This window comes from Blautia sp. AM28-27 (assembly GCF_003480905.1).
Classification (GTDB): Bacteria; Bacillota; Clostridia; order Lachnospirales; family Lachnospiraceae; genus Fusicatenibacter; species Fusicatenibacter saccharivorans.
Genome location: NZ_QUJK01000006.1, coordinates 99,766 through 118,189 on the forward strand (window position 1 = coordinate 99,766; position 18,424 = coordinate 118,189).

General features: G+C 48.6%; 14 protein-coding genes and 1 other annotated feature. Of the genes, 2 read left to right on the top strand and 12 right to left on the bottom strand.

Translation table 11 applies throughout. From position 1 onward, the window contains the following. Positions 1-106: 106 nt before the first annotated feature. The 8 genes from DW743_RS10375 to DW743_RS10410 all read right to left on the bottom strand — a co-directional run bounded on the left by DW743_RS10375 (position 107) and on the right by DW743_RS10410 (position 9,343). Positions 107-1,780, bottom strand: coding sequence for an alpha-glucosidase (locus tag DW743_RS10375; protein WP_117761436.1), 1,674 nt, complete (start codon positions 1,778-1,780; stop codon positions 107-109). Positions 1,781-1,929: 149 nt separating this feature from the next. Next, complete coding sequence (locus DW743_RS10380) at positions 1,930-3,624, bottom strand: CocE/NonD family hydrolase (RefSeq protein ID WP_158568556.1); 1,695 nt, start codon at positions 3,622-3,624, stop codon at positions 1,930-1,932. Positions 3,625-3,628: 4 nt separating this feature from the next. After that, on the bottom strand, positions 3,629-3,928 hold the full coding sequence (locus tag DW743_RS10385) for an AtuA-related protein (protein WP_022462826.1): 300 nt from the start codon (positions 3,926-3,928) through the stop codon (positions 3,629-3,631). Between the two features lie 4 nt (positions 3,929-3,932). Next, the gene (locus tag DW743_RS10390; RefSeq protein ID WP_117761438.1) at positions 3,933-5,285 is read right to left on the bottom strand and encodes an acyclic terpene utilization AtuA family protein; all 1,353 of its coding nucleotides are present in this window, start codon (positions 5,283-5,285) and stop codon (positions 3,933-3,935) included. A 195-nt stretch (positions 5,286-5,480) separates the two neighbouring features. Beyond that, on the bottom strand, positions 5,481-5,963 hold the full coding sequence (locus DW743_RS10395) for a helix-turn-helix domain-containing protein (protein WP_173841386.1): 483 nt from the start codon (positions 5,961-5,963) through the stop codon (positions 5,481-5,483). 270 nt (positions 5,964-6,233) lie between these two features. After that, positions 6,234-6,608, bottom strand: a complete 375-nt coding sequence (gene rplL, locus DW743_RS10400) for a 50S ribosomal protein L7/L12 (RefSeq protein WP_022462823.1) — start codon at positions 6,606-6,608, stop codon at positions 6,234-6,236. A gap of 71 nt (positions 6,609-6,679) precedes the next feature. Next, a complete protein-coding gene (gene rplJ, locus DW743_RS10405) occupies positions 6,680-7,189 on the bottom strand; it encodes a 50S ribosomal protein L10 (protein WP_055227784.1) in 510 nt (169 codons plus the stop codon). Between the two features lie 37 nt (positions 7,190-7,226). Then, positions 7,227-7,371: a sequence feature (ribosomal protein L10 leader region), on the bottom strand. A gap of 415 nt (positions 7,372-7,786) precedes the next feature. Next, positions 7,787-9,343: a DUF5605 domain-containing protein gene (locus DW743_RS10410; RefSeq protein WP_117761440.1), complete on the bottom strand. Its 1,557-nt coding sequence runs from the start codon at positions 9,341-9,343 to the stop codon at positions 7,787-7,789. A gap of 298 nt (positions 9,344-9,641) precedes the next feature. Between DW743_RS10410 and DW743_RS10415 the strand changes: the two genes are divergently transcribed. Then, positions 9,642-11,357, top strand: coding sequence for a sensor histidine kinase (locus DW743_RS10415; protein ID WP_158568557.1), 1,716 nt, complete (start codon positions 9,642-9,644; stop codon positions 11,355-11,357). Positions 11,358-11,393: 36 nt separating this feature from the next. Beyond that, positions 11,394-12,974, top strand: coding sequence for a response regulator transcription factor (locus DW743_RS10420; RefSeq protein ID WP_117761442.1), 1,581 nt, complete (start codon positions 11,394-11,396; stop codon positions 12,972-12,974). Between the two features lie 65 nt (positions 12,975-13,039). Here the strand turns inward: DW743_RS10420 and DW743_RS10425 are convergent, their stop codons facing one another. The 4 genes from DW743_RS10425 to DW743_RS10440 all read right to left on the bottom strand — a co-directional run bounded on the left by DW743_RS10425 (position 13,040) and on the right by DW743_RS10440 (position 18,357). Continuing rightward, positions 13,040-13,939 (bottom strand): carbohydrate ABC transporter permease, encoded by a 900-nt coding sequence (locus DW743_RS10425; protein WP_117761443.1) that lies wholly within the window; start codon positions 13,937-13,939, stop codon positions 13,040-13,042. A 10-nt stretch (positions 13,940-13,949) separates the two neighbouring features. Then, positions 13,950-14,888 (bottom strand): ABC transporter permease, encoded by a 939-nt coding sequence (locus DW743_RS10430; RefSeq protein ID WP_117761444.1) that lies wholly within the window; start codon positions 14,886-14,888, stop codon positions 13,950-13,952. A gap of 126 nt (positions 14,889-15,014) precedes the next feature. Further along, positions 15,015-16,568, bottom strand: a complete 1,554-nt coding sequence (locus DW743_RS10435) for an ABC transporter substrate-binding protein (RefSeq protein WP_117761445.1) — start codon at positions 16,566-16,568, stop codon at positions 15,015-15,017. Between the two features lie 175 nt (positions 16,569-16,743). Continuing rightward, on the bottom strand, positions 16,744-18,357 hold the full coding sequence (locus DW743_RS10440) for an apiosidase-like domain-containing protein (RefSeq protein WP_117761446.1): 1,614 nt from the start codon (positions 18,355-18,357) through the stop codon (positions 16,744-16,746). Positions 18,358-18,424: the final 67 nt, after the last annotated feature.

Consider the following 18,424-nt stretch of genomic DNA (forward strand, 5'->3'; position numbering starts at 1 on the left):
CCTCATGATAGATTTTTTTGTTGTATTGTACCACAAAAAAGGTCCCGCAAAAAGATCTTCTCCTTTTGTGGGACCAATTTTTCGGTTTTTGTTTTAGTTTTTGCAATTATTCCTTCACCTTCAGCACCAGACACTGATACGGTTGCAGACGGATCGTTTCCTCGCCTGCCTCGCAGGTGTCATAGTTATTCAGAAGTACTTCTTCGATTGTGTCTGTAAATGGCAATGTAATGCCATCCGCAAGAGAAGTAGTAAGGATCAGAATATTATTCTTCTCATCCTTCCTGCGGTACGCCAGAACGCCGCTTACCGTCTCGTATTCCGGAATCAGCGTTCCGTAGAGGAAGGTTTCTTCCAGATCTTCACGTCGTCTTACTGCCACCATTTTGCGGTAAAACCACAGCAGGGAATCAGGATCTTTTTCCTCGGCCTCATAGTTCAGTTCCGTATAGTTTTTATTCACCGGGAACCACGGCGTACCTGTTGTGAATCCCGCCTCGGCAGATGCATCCCACTGCATCGGAGTTCTGCTGTGCTCGCGGCTCTCGCGGTTGATCTGCTCGAGCGCTTCCGCATCCGTTTTTCCTTCTGCAATCAGACGGTCGTAAATAGCAAAGGTCGGTTTGTCGACGAATCCCTGAATAGACTGTTTCGGGTTGTCGCGCATGCCAATCTCCTGTCCCTGATACAGAAATACAATACCCGGCAGGAAGAAATTGGTGACCGGAAGCATCTTTTCGCTGTAGCGGTTCTGGTCCTCCGGCATCAGGAACCGGTCGATGATGCGCGTTTTGTCATGGTTTTCGAGAAAGTTGCAGAGCATGCCGCGGCCATCCACGATTTTCTGCGCCGCAAAAAGCTGATCGCGATAATCGTCAAACAGCGCCACGGTATTGCCCCATTTCGGGTTACGCACATTGTCGAGGGTGTGACAAAAATCGAAAACGGACGAGAAACTGCCGTTTTCCCCAATCACATCCTCCACATCCTCCGGTCCCATGTGATCGTACTCTCCGATCGTCAGCGCATCGGTCGGTGCAAAGGTGCGCTCCTTCATTTCACACAAGATATCGGCAAGACCGTCTACATTGTTGAAATACTCGAACGCCATATTGTACTCGTCCGGTCCATCCGGCGGAAGGTTGGTGTACTGATAATTCTTTTTCAGATGGCTGATCGCATCAAGACGGAATCCGCCAAGTCCCAGATCCATCCATTTTAAAATCATCTCATAAATTTCTTCCCGCAATTTGGGATTCTCCCAATTGAGATCCGGCTGCTCTTTTGTGAAGATGTGGAGGTAATACAGTTTATCATATCCCGGTACTTTCTCCCACGCGCTGCCGCCAAAAATCGACCGCCAGTTGTTCGGCTCTTTGCCGTCTTTTCCTTCCCGGAACACATAATACTTTCCGTACTTTCCAAACGGATCTTTGAGTGCCGCCTGAAACCACGCATGCCGGTCAGAGGAATGATTCACGACAAGGTCCATCAGAATGCGGATGCCGCGTTTTTTTGCCTCCGCAATCAGCTCCTTCATGTCCTCCATCGTTCCAAACGACGGGTCGATATCCATGTAATCGGAAATATCGTATCCGTTATCCACCATCGGGGATGCAAACACCGGACAGAGCCAGATGACATTGGCTCCCAGCTTTTCTATTTTGTCAAGATGACGGATCACGCCTTTCAGATCTCCTATGCCGTCTCCATTGGTATCCTGAAAACTCTTCGGGTAAATCTGATATCCGACCGTTTTGTGCCACCACTTTTTCTCCATTACTCTTCTCCTGTTCATTTTGTTTTTATAATGCGGGCCGTTCTTTAGGTTTACCGCAAAACCTATAGTGTTTCCACTATATCACAAAAGAATGGATTATGCTACTTTTTCTTTTTGATTTTTCCCGATGTCCGCTTTACCGTTACGGTTCACTGTTTTTTCATCAGCGGCAAAATCACGCAGGAAGCAGCTTTTCTGCCCATATGAATGGTCTGATGTGCAATTTTATTTTCCGTTTTTTCCGACCACAGCCCTTTCTGATTGCTGTGGACATGGTACTGCGGGAAGTCGGAGGAGGAAACATCTACACGAATGCGGGAACCCTTTGGAATCGTGTATACAATATTCCACATAGTAATCTGTACCTCTGCCACGCTGCCCGCCTCATAGGCTCCGGCCTCCGTTTTTCCCTGCTCCAATGTTGCAATCGAGGAACGAATGTTGTACGCTTTTCCTTCCGGCGTTACCTCCATGATTTTAGCGGTAAATACCGTATCCTCGCAATCACTTTCCACGAACAGACGGACGGAAGCTTTTCCGTTCAGCGTGAAAGTTTCTTCCAGCGGTTCTGATACAAAGCTCAGGACATCCTCACGATAATCCGGTTCCGGCTGAAGATGGCTGCCGATCTGCGGCATCGTATGCAGAAGGGCTTCTCCGCCGATGCTCTCGACGGGAGTGGCCGGGTCAAACGTGTAGTTTCTCGTTTTTTCCCGTTCCGGCGCGTCTTCCCGCAGTGTTTTCTCATCCAGATACAGCGTCATGCTTCCCGCAGTTTCTTCTTCTCCCAGTCCGTCGGACACGCTATCAATCCAACGGTCTGAGCCGATCTCATAGGCACGGATCCGCTGTGTTGGGATTTCTTTTTGTTTCAGCGTCAGCTCAAACCATTCCAGCATCTTTGGAATTTCTTCATTCTGCGGGTGCAGCACCTCTTTGCCCTCGAGGCAGATCTGGAAAAAGTGGTTCCAGGCGCCGATTTCGAGCCAGCTGTGCTGTTTTGTTTCCGCGTTCAGCCGCTCCCACGTTTTCATACTGCTGCCGTGGTGATGATCGTACCAGCCGCTTAAAAGATAAATCGGAACCTTCGTTTTTGATGGAATTTCCCGTAACTGTTTCCACCAGCCCGTCTGCCAGAGTGCCGCATCCGGGCTCGGGCTTGTGATGTATTCGCGGTAGGACGGAACACGCTGTCCCCACAGCGCCTCGTCCACTTCAATCTGCGGCAGATAACGGCAGCTTTCGCGATAGTCAGCATTCACTGGTTTTTCCGCATTTTCCATCGACCATGCGGTCAGGATATCGTGGCGGAAGCAGCCCTTCTCGTAGGCTGATACAAAACGATCCGTTCCATAGTCCTCCAGAAACATTGTGGCAACTTTCCCCTCCGCGGCATCAGCGAACGCCCAGCCGGTCATGCTTGTGTAGGAATGGCCCCAGTAGCCTAAGATTTCGCACCATGGCTGCTCCACAAGGTAATCCATGGTGTCAATGCCATCGTTCCGCTCATTAATGTTTGGCTCCCATTTTCCTTCCGACTGCTCTCTGCCGCGGCAATACTGGTAGACATACACATAACCCCTGCGCGCCAGTCCCTCGCCGTAGGCACGGTGAATACGGTCGTTGCCCGGATAGCAGGTACGAGTCAGGATGACGGGATATTTCTTGTTTTCTCCTGATCCGCCTTCCCTTGGAAAATAATAGATTGTATGCAGCTTCACACCATCGCGCATCTCGATCTGGCTGTCTTTTCTTTCAAATGCTGCACAGCTTTCGGAAACGCCGCTTTTCGCAAATTGTGCTTCTACGCGTTTTACCGCAGCCGTCATAAAATCTTCTGCCATTGCCCTAAACCTCCATTTCCAGCAGTGCCATACCGAGTGTCTTTCCATGTTTGTCCAGCGCCAGCGATCTTGTGACACCGCCGCCGAGTGTCTTGTCGAGGACAAAGTTCAGCGCATGGATTCCGTCCAGTTCGTAGCGGGTTACTTTTCCGTGACAGATTTCGCGGAAGTATTCTGCTACGCGTGCTTCTGTTACTTTTTCTTTCAGCATTTCATAATTGTTCTCATCATATGGGATCACCGAAATATTGGAGATCTCGCCTTTATCGCCTGTTCTTGCATGTGCAATCTCTTTTAATTTCATCGCCTTATACCTCCCGGAATGTAACTTTTGCTTCTACTGCATCGCGCGGCACAAAAATTGAGCAGACCGAGACAATCTCGGACACCCGTTTCACTGCTCCGCCGCCTCCTGCGGGACCGTTGGTATAGAGAGCCTCCACCTCGTTTGCCAGCAGAACGGCATTTTTCCGGTCTTTCGTTCTGCCTGCGGCGCGGAGACGCACTTCACACGGAGTTCCACTTCCGATCTCCTTGGAAATTGCATCACGATACAGGGAATTGCATCCGATAAAATCAGTACGGTACTCTTCCAGCTCGATGCCTGTCAGTTCAATCCGCTTCTCCAGAATCTCCGCCGCCAGCTCCGCCCGTGCCATACAGTTGCTTCCGCCATAGGAAATTTCACCCTCACCGATGAAGCAGTCCTTGTAGCCGACACTCACTTTCAAAGTTTCCGGTCTTCCATGCGTTGTCGCATGCTCGGCGCAAACCTGGTTTTCCCCGATCTGCCGGAACGTCACCTTTGAAAAGTCCGCTGTTGCATCCGGGGTCAGGTAAGCCTTGGGGTTGTGGATTTCGTAGATCATCTGCTCTTTACAGGTATCCACACTCACCAGTCCGCCACTTCCCTCGACTTTTGTCACGGTAAATGCGCCTGTCTCGTCGATCTCAATGAGCGGGAATCCAAGTTTCCACAGATCCGGCACATCCTTGTAGCCCGGATCCGCAAAATAGCCGCCTGTCACCTGTCCGGCACACTCCAGCAGATGGCCTGCCAGAACCGCCTGTCCCATCTGATCCGGGTTGTCGTCAATGTTCCATCCAAATTCATATACCAGCGGTCCGATCGTCAGTGCAGGATCGGAAACGCGACCGGTAATGACAAGATTGGCACCCTCTTCCAACGCTTTTGTGATGCCCTCCGCACCCATATAGACATTCGCAGAAATCAGAACATCTTTTTTCTCTTTTAACAGCGTGCCATCCTCCAGCACTGTTTCATTTTCATACTTGTCCAGCTCGTCTGTAATATCATCGCCGGTCACACAGGCAATCTTCAATCCACTGACACCCAGTTTTCTGGCAATTTCACACGTCCGTTCTGCAGCAGATACCGGGTTGGCAGCTCCCATATTGGTAATAACTTTTACTTTGTTTTTCGCCATCAGCGGGAGAATTTTTTCCATTCGATAGTCGAGCAGCTGGTTGTATCCCTTCGACGGATCTTTCTCTTTGTCCTGCTGCCCGATCGCAACGGTGCGTTCCGCCAGACACTCGAAAATAATGTAGTCCAGATTTCCTTTTTCCATCAGTTCCACTGCCGGCTCAATGCGGTCTCCCGCATAGCCTGCGCCGCTTCCGATTCTGATTTTTTTCATGTTCTATGGCCTCGCTTTCTTTGATCTGAGATCATTGTAATGCGATATCCGGGCAGATACTACAAAAGGGATCGTAATTTCTAAAATTTTAGAAATCATGATCCCTCTTTTATGTGAGTTCTGTTACAGCAAAGACAGAAAATACCACAAAGCTCCAAAGCTGCAGAAATTCCGGCATTTCATTCTCCTTCTGTCTTATTCTTTGATTTTATTGTATAACGTTGCCAGCGAAATTCCGAGTTCCTTTGCCGCTTTTTGCTTCCCTTCCATATCCCGTCCGTACAGCAACAACGTATTTTTGATCTCCTGCCGTTCAAAGCGGCGCACCCGCTCTTCCAGCGTCATGTGAGCCTCTGATTCCCGTTTTTCAAACTGTACGAGACTCGTCACAATTGAGATGCTTCCGCGGATCTGATGCTCTTCCCAGATCGGATAAACACTTGCAAAGTATTCCTGTGTTCCCTCTCTCCGCACCATTCCCTCGACCGGGATGCCGCTCCAAATAACTTCCGGAGCAATGGCAGATTTTCGGTACTCCGTGATTTTATGACCTTTCGCGGTTTCAAGCGGAACGCCGATGAAATCGCTGTAGACTTGATTGAAGAACACAATCCTGCTGTGCTGATCGCAGATCAGGATTCCCTGCTGTAAAGATTCCAGAACGGAATGTACCTGCATTTTTCGTTCCTCCCGTTTTCTCTTTCTGTACTCTCGGAGTCTTTCTGTCATGAGGATATTTAGCCCTTATACTCCTCCGTAAATGTCTTGTATGAATAGATCACATTCTCAATTTCATCTCCACGGTCGCAATTACATTTTGATACCACATGGCATCACCATACCTTCCGGCAATTTTTAACTTTATTGCCACAAAGTATGGACTCAGTTCAAAAAAACGCACGGCAGGAAATCCCGCCGTGCGTCCATAGATTCTGATTTACGCTTAAATTATTTAAGAGTAACTTTAGCGCCTTCAGCCTCAAGTTTAGTTTTGAGCTCTTCAGCTTCTGCTTTGGAAGCACCCTCTTTGAGGACTTTCGGAGCACCGTCAACTACTTCTTTAGCTTCTTTCAGGCCAAGTCCTGTAGCTTCACGTACAACTTTGATAACTTTAACTTTGTTCGGGCCAACCTCTGTCAGCTCTACGTCGAACTCGTCTTTCTCCTCAGCTGCTGCTGCATCGCCTGCTGCTGCTGCAACTACAACGCCTGCTGCTGCGGATACGCCGAACTCTTCCTCACATGCTTTTACAAGATCGTTTAACTCTAATACAGATAACTCTTTGATAGCGTCAATAAACTCTGCGGTTGTTAACTTTGCCATTTTATTTTCCTCCTTGGATATTTTCTGAATAATGTTCTCAGGCTGCGTATTTCACGCTGCCCGCTTGAGGCTTAGGCCTCTGCTGCGCCGCCTTTGGACTCTGCGATCTGGTTGAGGACGCGAGCCAGGTTTGCGATCGGGGACTGGATGCTTCCAAGCAGTTTGCCAAGAAGTTCTTCTCTTGACGGAACGTTTGCCAGTGCTTCCATTCCAGCTTTGTCGTAGTAGTTTCCTTCTACAACACCAGAAACCATCTCCAGCTTCGGAGCGGTTTTTGCAAATTTAGCGATGATTCTTGCCGGAGCTGTTGCATCGTCCTTGCTGATTGCGATAGCGTTTGTGCCATCCAGGTCTTTGGTAAGAGACTCGAAAGCAGTACCAGCGAATGCACGTTTCATCATTGTATTTTTGTATACTTTGTAATGAACGCCTGCTTCTCTTAACTCTTTACGCAGCTGAGTATCCTGAGCAACGGTTAATCCGCTGTAGTTTACCAGCAGCACGCACTGTGCGCCTTCTACCTGTGCGCTGATCTCTTCCAGGACCGGCTTCTTCAGATCGATTTTTGCATTGATTGCCATGATTGCACCTCCTTGTAGTATTTCGTACCTACGCTTTGGAAGTATAAAAAAAGCTCTTCGCGAAGATTGGCGAAGAGATCTCAAAATTCCATAACATGAACCTTGTGTAACTTCTCCTCGGCAGGCGTTTGAAACTTACGCCTTGCGGCACCTGCTGTCTTCGGCGTGATACAGGTGGTATGATATCATATGTGAGGAGGGTTGTCAAGATCAAAATAGACTTTTTTCATATTTGTGCAACTTCATCAAAATATGCGTTCTATTTTTTCAAACCGTTTCTTCCTATACCATGTTATACTTACGTTGTTGTCGCCTCCCAAACTGGCAACAGGAAGGGGGTGAGCGCATGTCTATACTTATTTCTCTTATCGTTTCCGTTGTAGCAGGTGTAATCAGCTACTATATCTGCAAGTGGCTAGACGGAAAACATGGTGACAATTAGCACAGGCGGATGCCCTTCCGTAAAATAGGGAAGAACCCCCAGCAGTTGCCGCTGCTGGGGGTTCGCTTTGTGAACACATGTCACTTATTTCTCTTATTAGCTACATATACTATATCATATGCCGAATCGAATTTCAAGATTCCTCTCCCACATTTTTATTTCACTTTCACCAGTCGCACAGCCATATACGGTCTTGACGGCATGTCGATCGTGAATTCTCCGCTGTGGCGGCCTGCCGGGGTGATGGTCATGTTCCAGGTGTCGATGACTTCCACATCAAACTCCTGGCCTTCCGGCATGTGGAACGGGCGACGGCATGGGCGGTTGGCTCCGAAATAGTACATGATACAGTCTTTTCTCGGATGGCTTGCGCCGTTCGTGCAGCAAGTCTCATCAAAGAATGCCGGAAGCGGCTCCATATAGCCTCCGTTTTCTTCCATAATGTCCAGCAGGAACTGAATACGCGCCGGGCTGCCGCCCCTCAGCTCTCCGCCGTGTGACCACCAGATCACACCGTTTTCATTTTCATACGTCTCGCCGTGCTGGCCATATCCACCTCTGGTATATGCCTCCCAGAACCGGCGTGTCATCTCCTCGCCGCTGATATTTCCCCAGCCGAACGGAAGATTTCCTTCATATGCAATCTCATCGAGTACGCACGGTTTTCCATACTGCGGGCGCCAGATTTCCACATTTTCTGCGGTACGGTACAGATCGATTCTCTGCAGACTGCAGTGCGTGATCCATCCCCTGGAATGATCGTACATGGTCATACAGTTGTGAATGGAGCGCAGATGGCGGTACGGATCCTGACGGCAGACGGTTTCTGCATTGGACTCCCACTCGGATACCGGTTTCCAGCGGAACAGGTCAAATTCATTTGCCATAGCCCACCATACATTGTGGTATGCACTGAAACGGTTGACAACGTATCTTAAATAAAAGTTCTGCTGCTCCAGATTCATGCGGGAATAGCCCCAGCGGTCGTACGGATGGAACAGAATCAGATCGGCCTGGATTCCCATGGTGCCAAGGCGTGCGATCGTGTTTTCAATGTGTTCAAAATAAGAAGGATTCGGACGGGTATAATCCCATACTTCATCCGGGTTTTCGATCATGGCATCAATGCCGCCGAACATATTGCGCGGCGCTTTTTCCAGCTTCTCTGTCTCAAAGTCAGACGGAGACCACGGAGAATTTTCACGAATTTCAAACGGATACTGTGCCGGCTCTTTTAAATTGTAGACATAGTGTTTCGGAAAAACACAGAAACGGATCTTGTTAAACGGAGAGGACGCAAGACTCTCATACGTTTTCTCCTGTGTCTCCTTACTCTGCAGCTCCCACACATAACAGGTCGTACCGCACGGGTAGTATTCCTTTCCGTCATCGTAAGCAAAATGATAGGTGTTTGCCACACGGACCGGACCGTGACAGCCTTCATCAGCTGCACCGACCTCCACCGTCACTTTCGCCTCATCGCCCCAGCTTGTTGCTGCGGTGATCTCATACGTTCCTTCGCCGGATGGCATAAAGCGAAGCTTGTATACGCCGTTTCCGTCATAAAAGCCCTCGGCATGCTTTTCCTCTGCCTGACCTGCCATCGTTCCTTTCACCCACTGCTCCGCAAATGGATTTCCCTCGGACGGTCCCTGGAAAACCAGCTCTGCGATTCCATATCGTTTTACATGTTCGGTATAAGACTGTAACATACGTTCCACCTTTCTGAAATAAGTATCGCTTCGTATTGTGATAATTTAATTTTACTAAATACATTTTGAATAGTCAATCTTTTTAAATTTAATTTTTAAACAATAATTCAGTTATTTTTTTATTACTTTTGCCGGTATCCGTTTCTTTTTTCCTTGTATTTATTGACGTTTTTTCACTTTTATTGTAAACTTTCCCATAGAGTCTGCCGGATCTTTTGCTGAACAGTTCCGGCCTTTTCTTCTTATCTGGCTCAAAATTCAGCATGTATCTAACATGTATCGGAGAGGAGATGTTTCTTTGAAAAAACGGTTTTCCAAAATTTCCATACACTCACTTGGTTTTCGTATTTTTGTTCTGCTTGCAGTCATGATCGTCTTTTTTTGCGCGCTTGTCGTGTACAACAACACAGCCGCTTTCGGTCTGATGCTGGAGCGGATCCATGAGAACTCGGAAAATACACTGGTTCTGTACCAGAAAAGCCTGGATGAAAACCTTTCCCGCCCCGAAACCTATCTCTATGTTTTTGCTTTGAATGATACCGATCTCCTTTCGCTCCGCGCAGCGGAACCACAGACAACCAGCTGGTATACCACATTAAACCGAATCAAAAAAAGCTTTGAAAACGCAGCACCGAACTATACCGTAGACGGCTTTTTCTGTTATCAGGAAGCCACAGATGCCCTCGTTCTCTACGACCAGACCAGCAACCCGCCACCGCTCCTCTGGAACTATATCCGCGGAATCGCCAATACAGAGGCTCCGTCCTCTGTATGGAATCTCAACGAAATCAACGGGAAATATTACCTTGTCCGTATCCTGAACCTAAACGGATATCTGCTCGGCGCGTACATTTCCACGGATACACTCCTCGGCACTCTGGTCGATACAAAAACGCAGGACAGCCTTCTGTATTTTTCCGATGGTTCTCTTCTTCTGCGCACCCCGTCAAACGATGTCCGCCTGGAGGCTCCCCGCTTGAAATGGCGACGGTATCCTTCCTACGAAATCGACGGAACCTCCTGGATGGCGGTTTCACATGAACTGAAGGAAACACCGCTGTCGCTGACCCTGCTTCTGAAGGATTCGGAATATACCAAATATCAGACAAACTTTTATATCATTGCCTTTATTGTTTCGCTCGGTCTGTTCGTAGTCTGGCTGCTTCTGTCTGCCTCCCTGTACCGCTGGGTTCTTCACCCGGTTCACATGCTGACGCATGCGCTGGAGCAGCTCCGCGGCGGAGATCTCAAGGTGCGTATCCCCGACGACGCTATGCTCGATGAATTCCGGGAAATGACGACCGCTTTCAACGATATGGTCGAGGAGATCGATGATCTGAAAATTGAGAATTACGAAAAACAGCTCTCCCGTCAGAAGCTGGAGGCGCTTTACCTGAAGCAGCAGATCACACCGCATTTTATGATCAACTGCCTGAACACCATTTATCAGCTGACTGAAAATAACCACGCGGACCTGGCACGGCAGATGCTTCAGAACCTGAGTGTGCATCTGCGCTATACGCTTTCCTCCGGTCAGACCGTTTCGCTTTTAGAAGAGCTGAAGCTTGTAAAAAACTACGTGGAGCTTTCCTCCATCCGCTATCCCGGCTCGCTGCGCCTGCTCCCTTCCTGCGAGGAATCGCTGCACAATGCAACGGTTGTGCCGCTGATGCTTCTGAACTTTGTGGAAAACACGGTCAAATATGAGGTCGTTATGGGGAAAGTTCTGGACATCCATATCGACGTCACCGCCAGAGAAAAAAATCAGTGCACCCGCCTTCATATCTGTATCTGGGATACCGGACGCGGTTTTTCGGAGGATATGCTTGCCGTGCTGCAAAATCTTGATACCTATGTAAATTCCGAGCAGGAACACATCGGCATCACAAACGTTGTACTCCGCCTCCGCCAGATTTTTCCCGACGCGGCTTTTACTTTTTGCAACCGTTCCGGCGCAGGCGCTCAGATTACCATTGATTTTCCTTACGTTCCCTTTTTCCGCATCGACGGATAACCGGAACGGTAAAAAAATATATTTTGGGAGGTTATCATGAACCTGTTAATCGTAGACGATGAATATTATACCGTCGAAAGCATTTCCAACAAAATCCGCACACTGCGGCCGGACTTTTTTGAGATTTTCTGTGCCTACAATCTGACGCAGGCATTGGAAATCTTTTCCACACATCCGATTGACCTGATGATTTGTGATATCGAGATGCCCGGCGGTTCCGGCCTCGAACTGCTGGACCAGATCCGTCAGGCACACTACGAAACGGTCTGTATTTTTCTGACCGCCTATGCAAAATTTGAATATATTTCCCGCGCCATGAAGCTTTCCAGCAGTGACTATCTGTTGAAGCCGCTGGATGACCATGCCCTTCTGGAAGCCCTTGACAAAGCCTGTGCGCAATGTGAAAAGCAGCAGAAGGACCGCGTCAACACCCTTCATGCTAATTACTGGAAGGAAAGTGAGCTCCCGCTTGCAGAGCAGTTCTTCCTCGACCTGCTAAATGGCAGTATTTCCTCTGCTCCTTCCGAAGTGATGGATGAAATCCGCTATCGCCGTCTGAATGTCGAACTGATTCATCAGCCCTTCTGTCCGCTTCTGATCCAGACCGGACAAAAGAGTGTTTTTGCAGCATCTGACAACCGCACACTGTATGAATTTGCTTTAAAAAATATTGCCCGGGAATATTTTTTTGAACCCGGCGAGCTGCCGCTGACGATCCGCGTGCTCGATGGTTTTTATCTTCTGCTTCTCCCGGTCTCCACACACACCCGCGATTCTGTCGTGGGACGATGCCGCCAGGCGCTGACAGATTTTGTGACACATTTTCCGTTTTCCATCAATTTTTTTGTTTTCCAGAAGATCTGTCTGCCGGAAAGTCTGCTGGATGCTTTTCTTGCCCTGAAACAGTTTGCTGCCAAAAATGTCACGTATGAAAACCATGTTTTTGATCTTGCCCAGGAGACCCGGACGGCGGTTCCGGCTTCTTCACAGCCAATCCCATCCGACCGCTGGTCCGATCTTCTTCTTGCCGGAAAAACAGAACAGCTTCAGATTGAAGTATTTGCTTTTCTGAATCAGTTAAAAAGCTCCGGAACAGCCACACGGGAATTTCTGACCGGCTTTTACTATCAGTTCCTGCAGCTGCTGTTCCGCCAGATGGATCATCCGGGCAGCGAAGACGAAGCCTTCCGCCGCCAGATTACCGTTGCTTCCCCGGAACAGACCTTCTCCTCATTTGGTGCTTTAAGAGAATGGATTTCCAACAGCCTTCTGCTGTTCACACAAAGCCGTCAGGCAGCCGCTTCCCAGGATACAGCTGTTGCCACCGTGAAAGCATATATCGAATCGCACCTCTCCGATGAGCTGGATCGCGATACGCTTGCAGCCATGGTGTACCTGAACGCCGATTATCTGTCCCATCTTTTTAAGAAGGATACCGGCAGTTCTCTGATCAACTACATCATCGACCGCCGGATTGCGCACTCCAAAGAGCTTCTCGCCAAAGGTGAAATGAGCATCCGTGACATTGCCATCACCTGCGGCTTCCAGAATATTTCGTACTTCTCCCGCCAGTTCAAAAAATCGACGGGCATGACACCACGGCAGTTTAAAAATTAAAAAAATCCGGTTTTCCTTTTGCATATCGGAAAGCCGGATTTTTTGGAGTCACTCACATTTTTTTATCAGCCCTTAACACCGCCAAGGGTAATACCTTTTACAAAGTTTTTCTGAATGAACGGATAAATGATCATGATCGGCAGAATACCAAGTGCTGCCATCGCCATACGAACCGTTCCGGATGGAATCTGGGAGAGACCTTCGCCTGCCTGCGCCATGTTGTTGGCGTTCTGCGTCAGCGCCTGAATGTTCTGCATCAGACGGTTCAGCAGGTTCTGGATACTGTAGAGATCCGTTCTCTTTGTCAGATAGATATAACCATTGTTCCAGTCGTTCCAGTAAGCAATACCGGAGAACATGGCAACCGTTGTGATAATCGGTTTGGACAGCGGAATCGCGATTTTCCACATGGTCTGAAATTCGTTTGCACCGTCAATGTAGGCAGCCTCGAGAATTTCATCCGGCACACCGGTGACAAAGTAGCTCTTCATCAGGAGAACGTTAAATGCGCTCATCATCAGAGACGGAACCAGCAGTCCAAAGAACGTATCTTTCACATGAAATACGGTCGTGTAATTGATATAAGTCGGTACAAGGCCTCCATTGAACAACATGGTAAAGAATACCAGGAAAGTCAGGACATTTCGTCCCGGCAGCCCCTTTTTCGAAAGGCCGTAGGCCAGACAGGTTGTCAATGCAAGGCTGCATACAACGCCGGTTGCGGTCAGGATAAAGGACATTCCATAGGCTTTGATTACCATGGAGCTGCTGGATGTGAATACCCACTCATAAGCGTAGGTACTCCACTTTTCCGGCAGAAAAGAGTAGCCATTCTGTAACAGGGTTGCATTGTCAGTCAATGAGGAAATGAACATCAGCAGAATCGGAATGATCGCGAGCAGTGTCAGGATTGTCATGACCAGATGACCGAAAAAGCTATAAATTTTATCTTCTCTTGTTTTCATACCGTTCCTCCTAGATCAGCGCGCTGTCGCGGTCAATTTTACGTACCAGCAGGTTTGCGCCAAGCACCAGAATAAATCCTACGATAGACTGGTAAACACCGGCTGCGGCAGACATCGAAACGTTGCCCATCTGAAGCAGTCCGCGGTATACGTAGGTATCAATTGTGTTTGTTGTGGAATACAGGGCTCCCTGGTTCATCGGCACCTGATAAAAGAGTCCGAAGTCAGAGTAGAAAATTCTTCCGATTGCCATCATGGTCAGCATGATAATGGTCGGACGCAGAAGCGGCAGGGTGATATATTTGATCTGCTGCCATCTCGTCGCACCATCGATTTTGGCTGACTCATAGAAGGATTTATCAAATCCCATCAGTGTTGCCAGATATACAATACAGTTGTAACCAACCGACTTCCATGCACTGACAAAAACCAGGATAAACGGCCAGTATTTCGGTTCCGAATACCAGGAAACCGGATCTTTTCCCAGCGCCTTTAAAATCGTGTTGTTAATGAATCCGTTTTCTACGCTGAAGAATGCAAAAACAAGATATCCGATGATAACGGTGGAGAGGAGGTTCGGAAGAAGTATGGCGCTCTGGTAAACTTTTTTCCGTTTTCCTTCCAGCTCACTCAAGATAATAGCTACTGCGATTGCCAGTGTTGTGTTGATTACGATAAATGCCACATTGTAGAGAATGGTATTTCGTGTAATAACAAAGGCATCGCTTGTTGTAAACAGATATTCAAAGTTTTTCAGTCCTACCCATGGACTTCCGTAGATGCCTTTTCCGGCATTGTACTGTTTGAATGCAATTACAAGGCCCGGCAGAGGCATGTAATTGTTGATAAACAGATAAATGAGGCCCGGCAGCATCAGAATATAGATCGGCAGAAAGCGTACAAATGCTTTTCGTCTTTTCTGGCTCTTCTGACTTTTCACTCTTGCCATGTTTTCATTCTCCTTTTCTCTCATCCGCAGCCGGTCCTTGTCGTTCCGGTTTTGACAGATTTCTTCTTTTTTACTTCTTATACTCTGCGCCGCCCTTATTTCGGACGGCGCAGCATTTTTCTTTCTTTACTTTTTGTTTGCTTCCTGCCATGCTGCAAGCTGTGCTGCTTTCTCGTCGATAATCTTCTGAAGTCCTGCAGCCATCATCTTGTCATTCATTTCGGCAATTCCGGTCTCCGGATCTACGAAGCCGTACTCTACGCTGGTCTGATACTCGTTGTATACATTCTGTACTGCTGTGATCTCGTTTGCAACGTTTGTGCTGTCGAAGGAGAAGCCGCTTGCCTTGGAAACTTTTGCATTGTTGTTGAAATCTCTCATCTTATCCCACAGATCCGGATCATTTCCTTCCCATACATGGGTCAGGAACTGGTTCGGCATCATCCATCCCATGGAGTGGTTCCATCCGGAGTTGGATGCGTCTACGCCGTCTGCGTAAGTAGCAAGTCCGTCATCACCAATTTTATAGTGAGTTCCCTCAATGCCCCATGCCAGAAGGTTTGCAACATCGGCATTGCTGTAGCATTCATTCAGGAATTTCATGGCTGCTTCTTTGTGCTGTGCAGAGATCGGAATAGTCCAAGGCATACCTGCCACGGAAGTAGATCCGATATAGTCATCCAGAGTCTGGAAGATCGTCATATCGCGGCCTGTCAGGGTTGTCTCCTGTGCTTTGATGCCAGGTTTTCCACCTGTGGTGTAGCTCATCAGGGTTCCGGCTTTTACCAGCTCGCCGACTGCTGTAGTATCCGTTGATGCATCGGCACTGATGTAGCCTTTCTGGTTGTAGTCGTACAGTCTTGCGCAGTAGTCTTTGTAGAAATCGCTCTCAAACAGGTTGACAACATCAAGATTCTGACCGTAGTCAAGAAGAACACCGAATACGTTTCCGCCAAGAGCATCTACATTGGAGAACTGATTCATAGAGCCTGTCCCCGGACGATATACTTCTTTGTCCGGATATGCCTCATGCAGTTTTGCATAAATATCGTTTAATTCATCCAGGCTGATTTTTACGATCTCATCATCACTGTTTACTTCGTAGCCGATTCCATCCAGATACTCGGTTGCAATTGCTGCACATCCACGTCCCTGTGCAATATCGCGGTTGCTTGGAAGTCCGTACAGAACTCCGCCGACACGGCAGGCATCAATATTCTGCTGTCCTACTGCATCTGCAATGTCCGGTCCGTATGTTGCAAGCAGATCATTCTCTTCCAGATCGGAGAGATATCCCTGCTGGACTCCTGTGGTGTAAGAAAATCCTACGCATGCCAGAACATCAATCTCCTCATTCGCAGAAAGTGCCAGTGTGGTGTTCTGGTTGAAGGAACCAAAATCAGTGATAGAAAGCTCGACCTCAACGCCAATCTTATCACGTGTGATATCGTTGATGGCTTCCTGTACTTTCTCGGTATCTGCCGGAGCGCCGGTCCAGGTTGGGAAGCTTACGATGATTTTCTCTACTTCTCCGCTTCCGGTATCTGCTGTGCTTGCTGCTGTACTCTTATCTCCGGAATCTGTTTTGCCGGAATCAGAGCTTCCACCGTTGCTTCCGCAGGCAGCCAGGGAAAATGCCATGATTGACGCCATGAAAATCGCTGCTACTTTCTTTTTCATTCTTTCATCCTCGCTTTTTTATCTTTTTGTTTTGTTTCTCTGTTTCGTTTTGAGCCTCGGCCGTGACTCATTTGATGATCTTATTATATCGGCTTTCCTACCTCCAAAAAAGAACAATTCTGCGATGAATTTGCACTTTTCTGCGGTTTCTTTCTGCACTTTGTATAGTTTTTTATCACTTTTCCGTTTTTTCTATACATTCCGCTATCAGCATCCAGTCTCCCGCCGCCGGTTTCTTTGGCATAATGCACGATTCCTGCCGCACTTCTACCTGTTCTTCTGCTTTTTCTGTCTCTCCCGTTCTCGGATCAAACCAGGAAACTGCATAGATTCCGTCGCAAAGGCCTGCAATCCGTGTGCTCATTCCGTCCATCTCGCCGTAATAAATCAGCGCTCTCGTCTTATCCCGGCTGATGGTGGCAGCCGCCAGCTTATTGGAAAACGGGCTGATGTTCTCTTCCGCTTCTGCCGGATCGTACGGCACCATCTCTTCGAAGTGGTGCTCTTCATAGAAACGTTTCAGATATCCCATCTGCGCACCGCCCGGTCCATCAATCGCTTTTGCCCAGGTGATGCCGAATTTGTTGAATGCATTAAAGTACGGGTTGATGTCACTTACCTCCCAGATATTATCCCAGATGCCCTGTGCGCCGTATGTATAGCCGCAGCCACCAGTCTGAATCGCCATGTATGCCACGCGGCGCAGCATGGCATCGGTGCAGAGACGGGTTCCGTTTTCTTCCAGCGTGGAACAATATTCGTATAGAGACTCGCCCTCGATGAACGGCTTTGTTCCATGCTCTTTCTGATAAGAACGGTACCAGGACACATTGATCGGGAAATCGCCGTGACCGGCCTGGTTCAGTACAAAGTCAAACCACGGTTCATCATAATAGTAATCTGCAAACGGACGCTCATTCGTGTAATGTGCGGTCTGCAGGGTATCGTAGCCGTCCATCTCCTCCACGTATTCTGCGACCTCGCGCCAGCCCTTAATCGCACGCTCGCGCGGCTCGCCCGGGAAGTAGCCTGCCACTTCGCCTGCCAGTGTCCACACAACCGGAAGGGCGCCGTAACGCGCGATGATGTAACGCGCCAGATGTTTCTGATGCTCCACGCCCTGCTCGATCGAGCCGGACCAGGCAAAACCAAGTGCGTTGACGAAGCCGAGATCCGCAAGATACTGCATACGGCGGTCGAGCTCGTTCTGATAGAATGCCACATTCGGCACATCGTCCGCGGCATCTGCCTCCCAGTAACGGCTCTTCTGCTCCCGCCAGCTGTCGCTTCGAAGGTTCGTCTGATAAACATTATAGCCCTGCTCCTTCCTGCGGTCCGCCATACCGCGGAACATGCTCATCATCTGCGGATGGTTCGACTCGTCCCAGCGCTCACCGAAAGCAAATTCCCAGTGCGTATCGCCGAGCCAGAAAAACGGTGTTCCGTCTGCATACGTCAGATATTTTCCTGATGGATGCACTTTCAGAAATCCGTGCTGATAGATAGCAAGCTTTCCTTCGTATGGAATACATTCGATTGTTCCCTGCACTCCGGAAAGTCCCGTCTCCTCCGGTGCTTCCAGCCTATAGCTCCACATTCCGGTTTCGGTCGGCGCAAAGGCAATCCGATAGGTATTTCCGCCGTCCCAGTATGCTTCTCTTCTGATCTTTCGGCCGGAAGGCCCTGTAAAAATTCCCAGGACCGAAACATCGAGGAATGGATTGTCGTATGTTTTCTCACTTTGAAACGATAAAATAATTTGTCTCCACTGTTCTGCTTTCATCCCCATTTTGTTTTCTCCTTTATCTGCACAGAGCGCGCCCGGCTTTTCTTTCGGGTACGCTCCTCAAATCTGA

What these genes read in the sequence shown, in the direction of transcription:
- DW743_RS10420 (WP_117761442.1), top strand. Translation starts at nt 11,394, where the DNA reads ATGAACCTGTTAATCGTAGACGATGAATATTATACCGTCGAAAGCATT.
- rplL (WP_022462823.1), bottom strand. Translation starts at nt 6,608, where the DNA reads ATGGCAAAGTTAACAACCGCAGAGTTTATTGACGCTATCAAAGAGTTA.
- DW743_RS10430 (WP_117761444.1), bottom strand. Translation starts at nt 14,888, where the DNA reads ATGGCAAGAGTGAAAAGTCAGAAGAGCCAGAAAAGACGAAAAGCATTT.
- DW743_RS10385 (WP_022462826.1), bottom strand. Translation starts at nt 3,928, where the DNA reads ATGAAATTAAAAGAGATTGCACATGCAAGAACAGGCGATAAAGGCGAG.
- DW743_RS10395 (WP_173841386.1), bottom strand. Translation starts at nt 5,963, where the DNA reads ATGCAGGTACATTCCGTTCTGGAATCTTTACAGCAGGGAATCCTGATC.
- rplJ (WP_055227784.1), bottom strand. Translation starts at nt 7,189, where the DNA reads ATGGCAATCAATGCAAAAATCGATCTGAAGAAGCCGGTCCTGGAAGAG.
- DW743_RS10440 (WP_117761446.1), bottom strand. Translation starts at nt 18,357, where the DNA reads ATGGGGATGAAAGCAGAACAGTGGAGACAAATTATTTTATCGTTTCAA.
- DW743_RS10390 (WP_117761438.1), bottom strand. Translation starts at nt 5,285, where the DNA reads ATGAAAAAAATCAGAATCGGAAGCGGCGCAGGCTATGCGGGAGACCGC.
- DW743_RS10375 (WP_117761436.1), bottom strand. Translation starts at nt 1,780, where the DNA reads ATGGAGAAAAAGTGGTGGCACAAAACGGTCGGATATCAGATTTACCCG.
- DW743_RS10435 (WP_117761445.1), bottom strand. Translation starts at nt 16,568, where the DNA reads ATGAAAAAGAAAGTAGCAGCGATTTTCATGGCGTCAATCATGGCATTT.
- DW743_RS10410 (WP_117761440.1), bottom strand. Translation starts at nt 9,343, where the DNA reads ATGTTACAGTCTTATACCGAACATGTAAAACGATATGGAATCGCAGAG.
- DW743_RS10425 (WP_117761443.1), bottom strand. Translation starts at nt 13,939, where the DNA reads ATGAAAACAAGAGAAGATAAAATTTATAGCTTTTTCGGTCATCTGGTC.
- DW743_RS10380 (WP_158568556.1), bottom strand. Translation starts at nt 3,624, where the DNA reads ATGGCAGAAGATTTTATGACGGCTGCGGTAAAACGCGTAGAAGCACAA.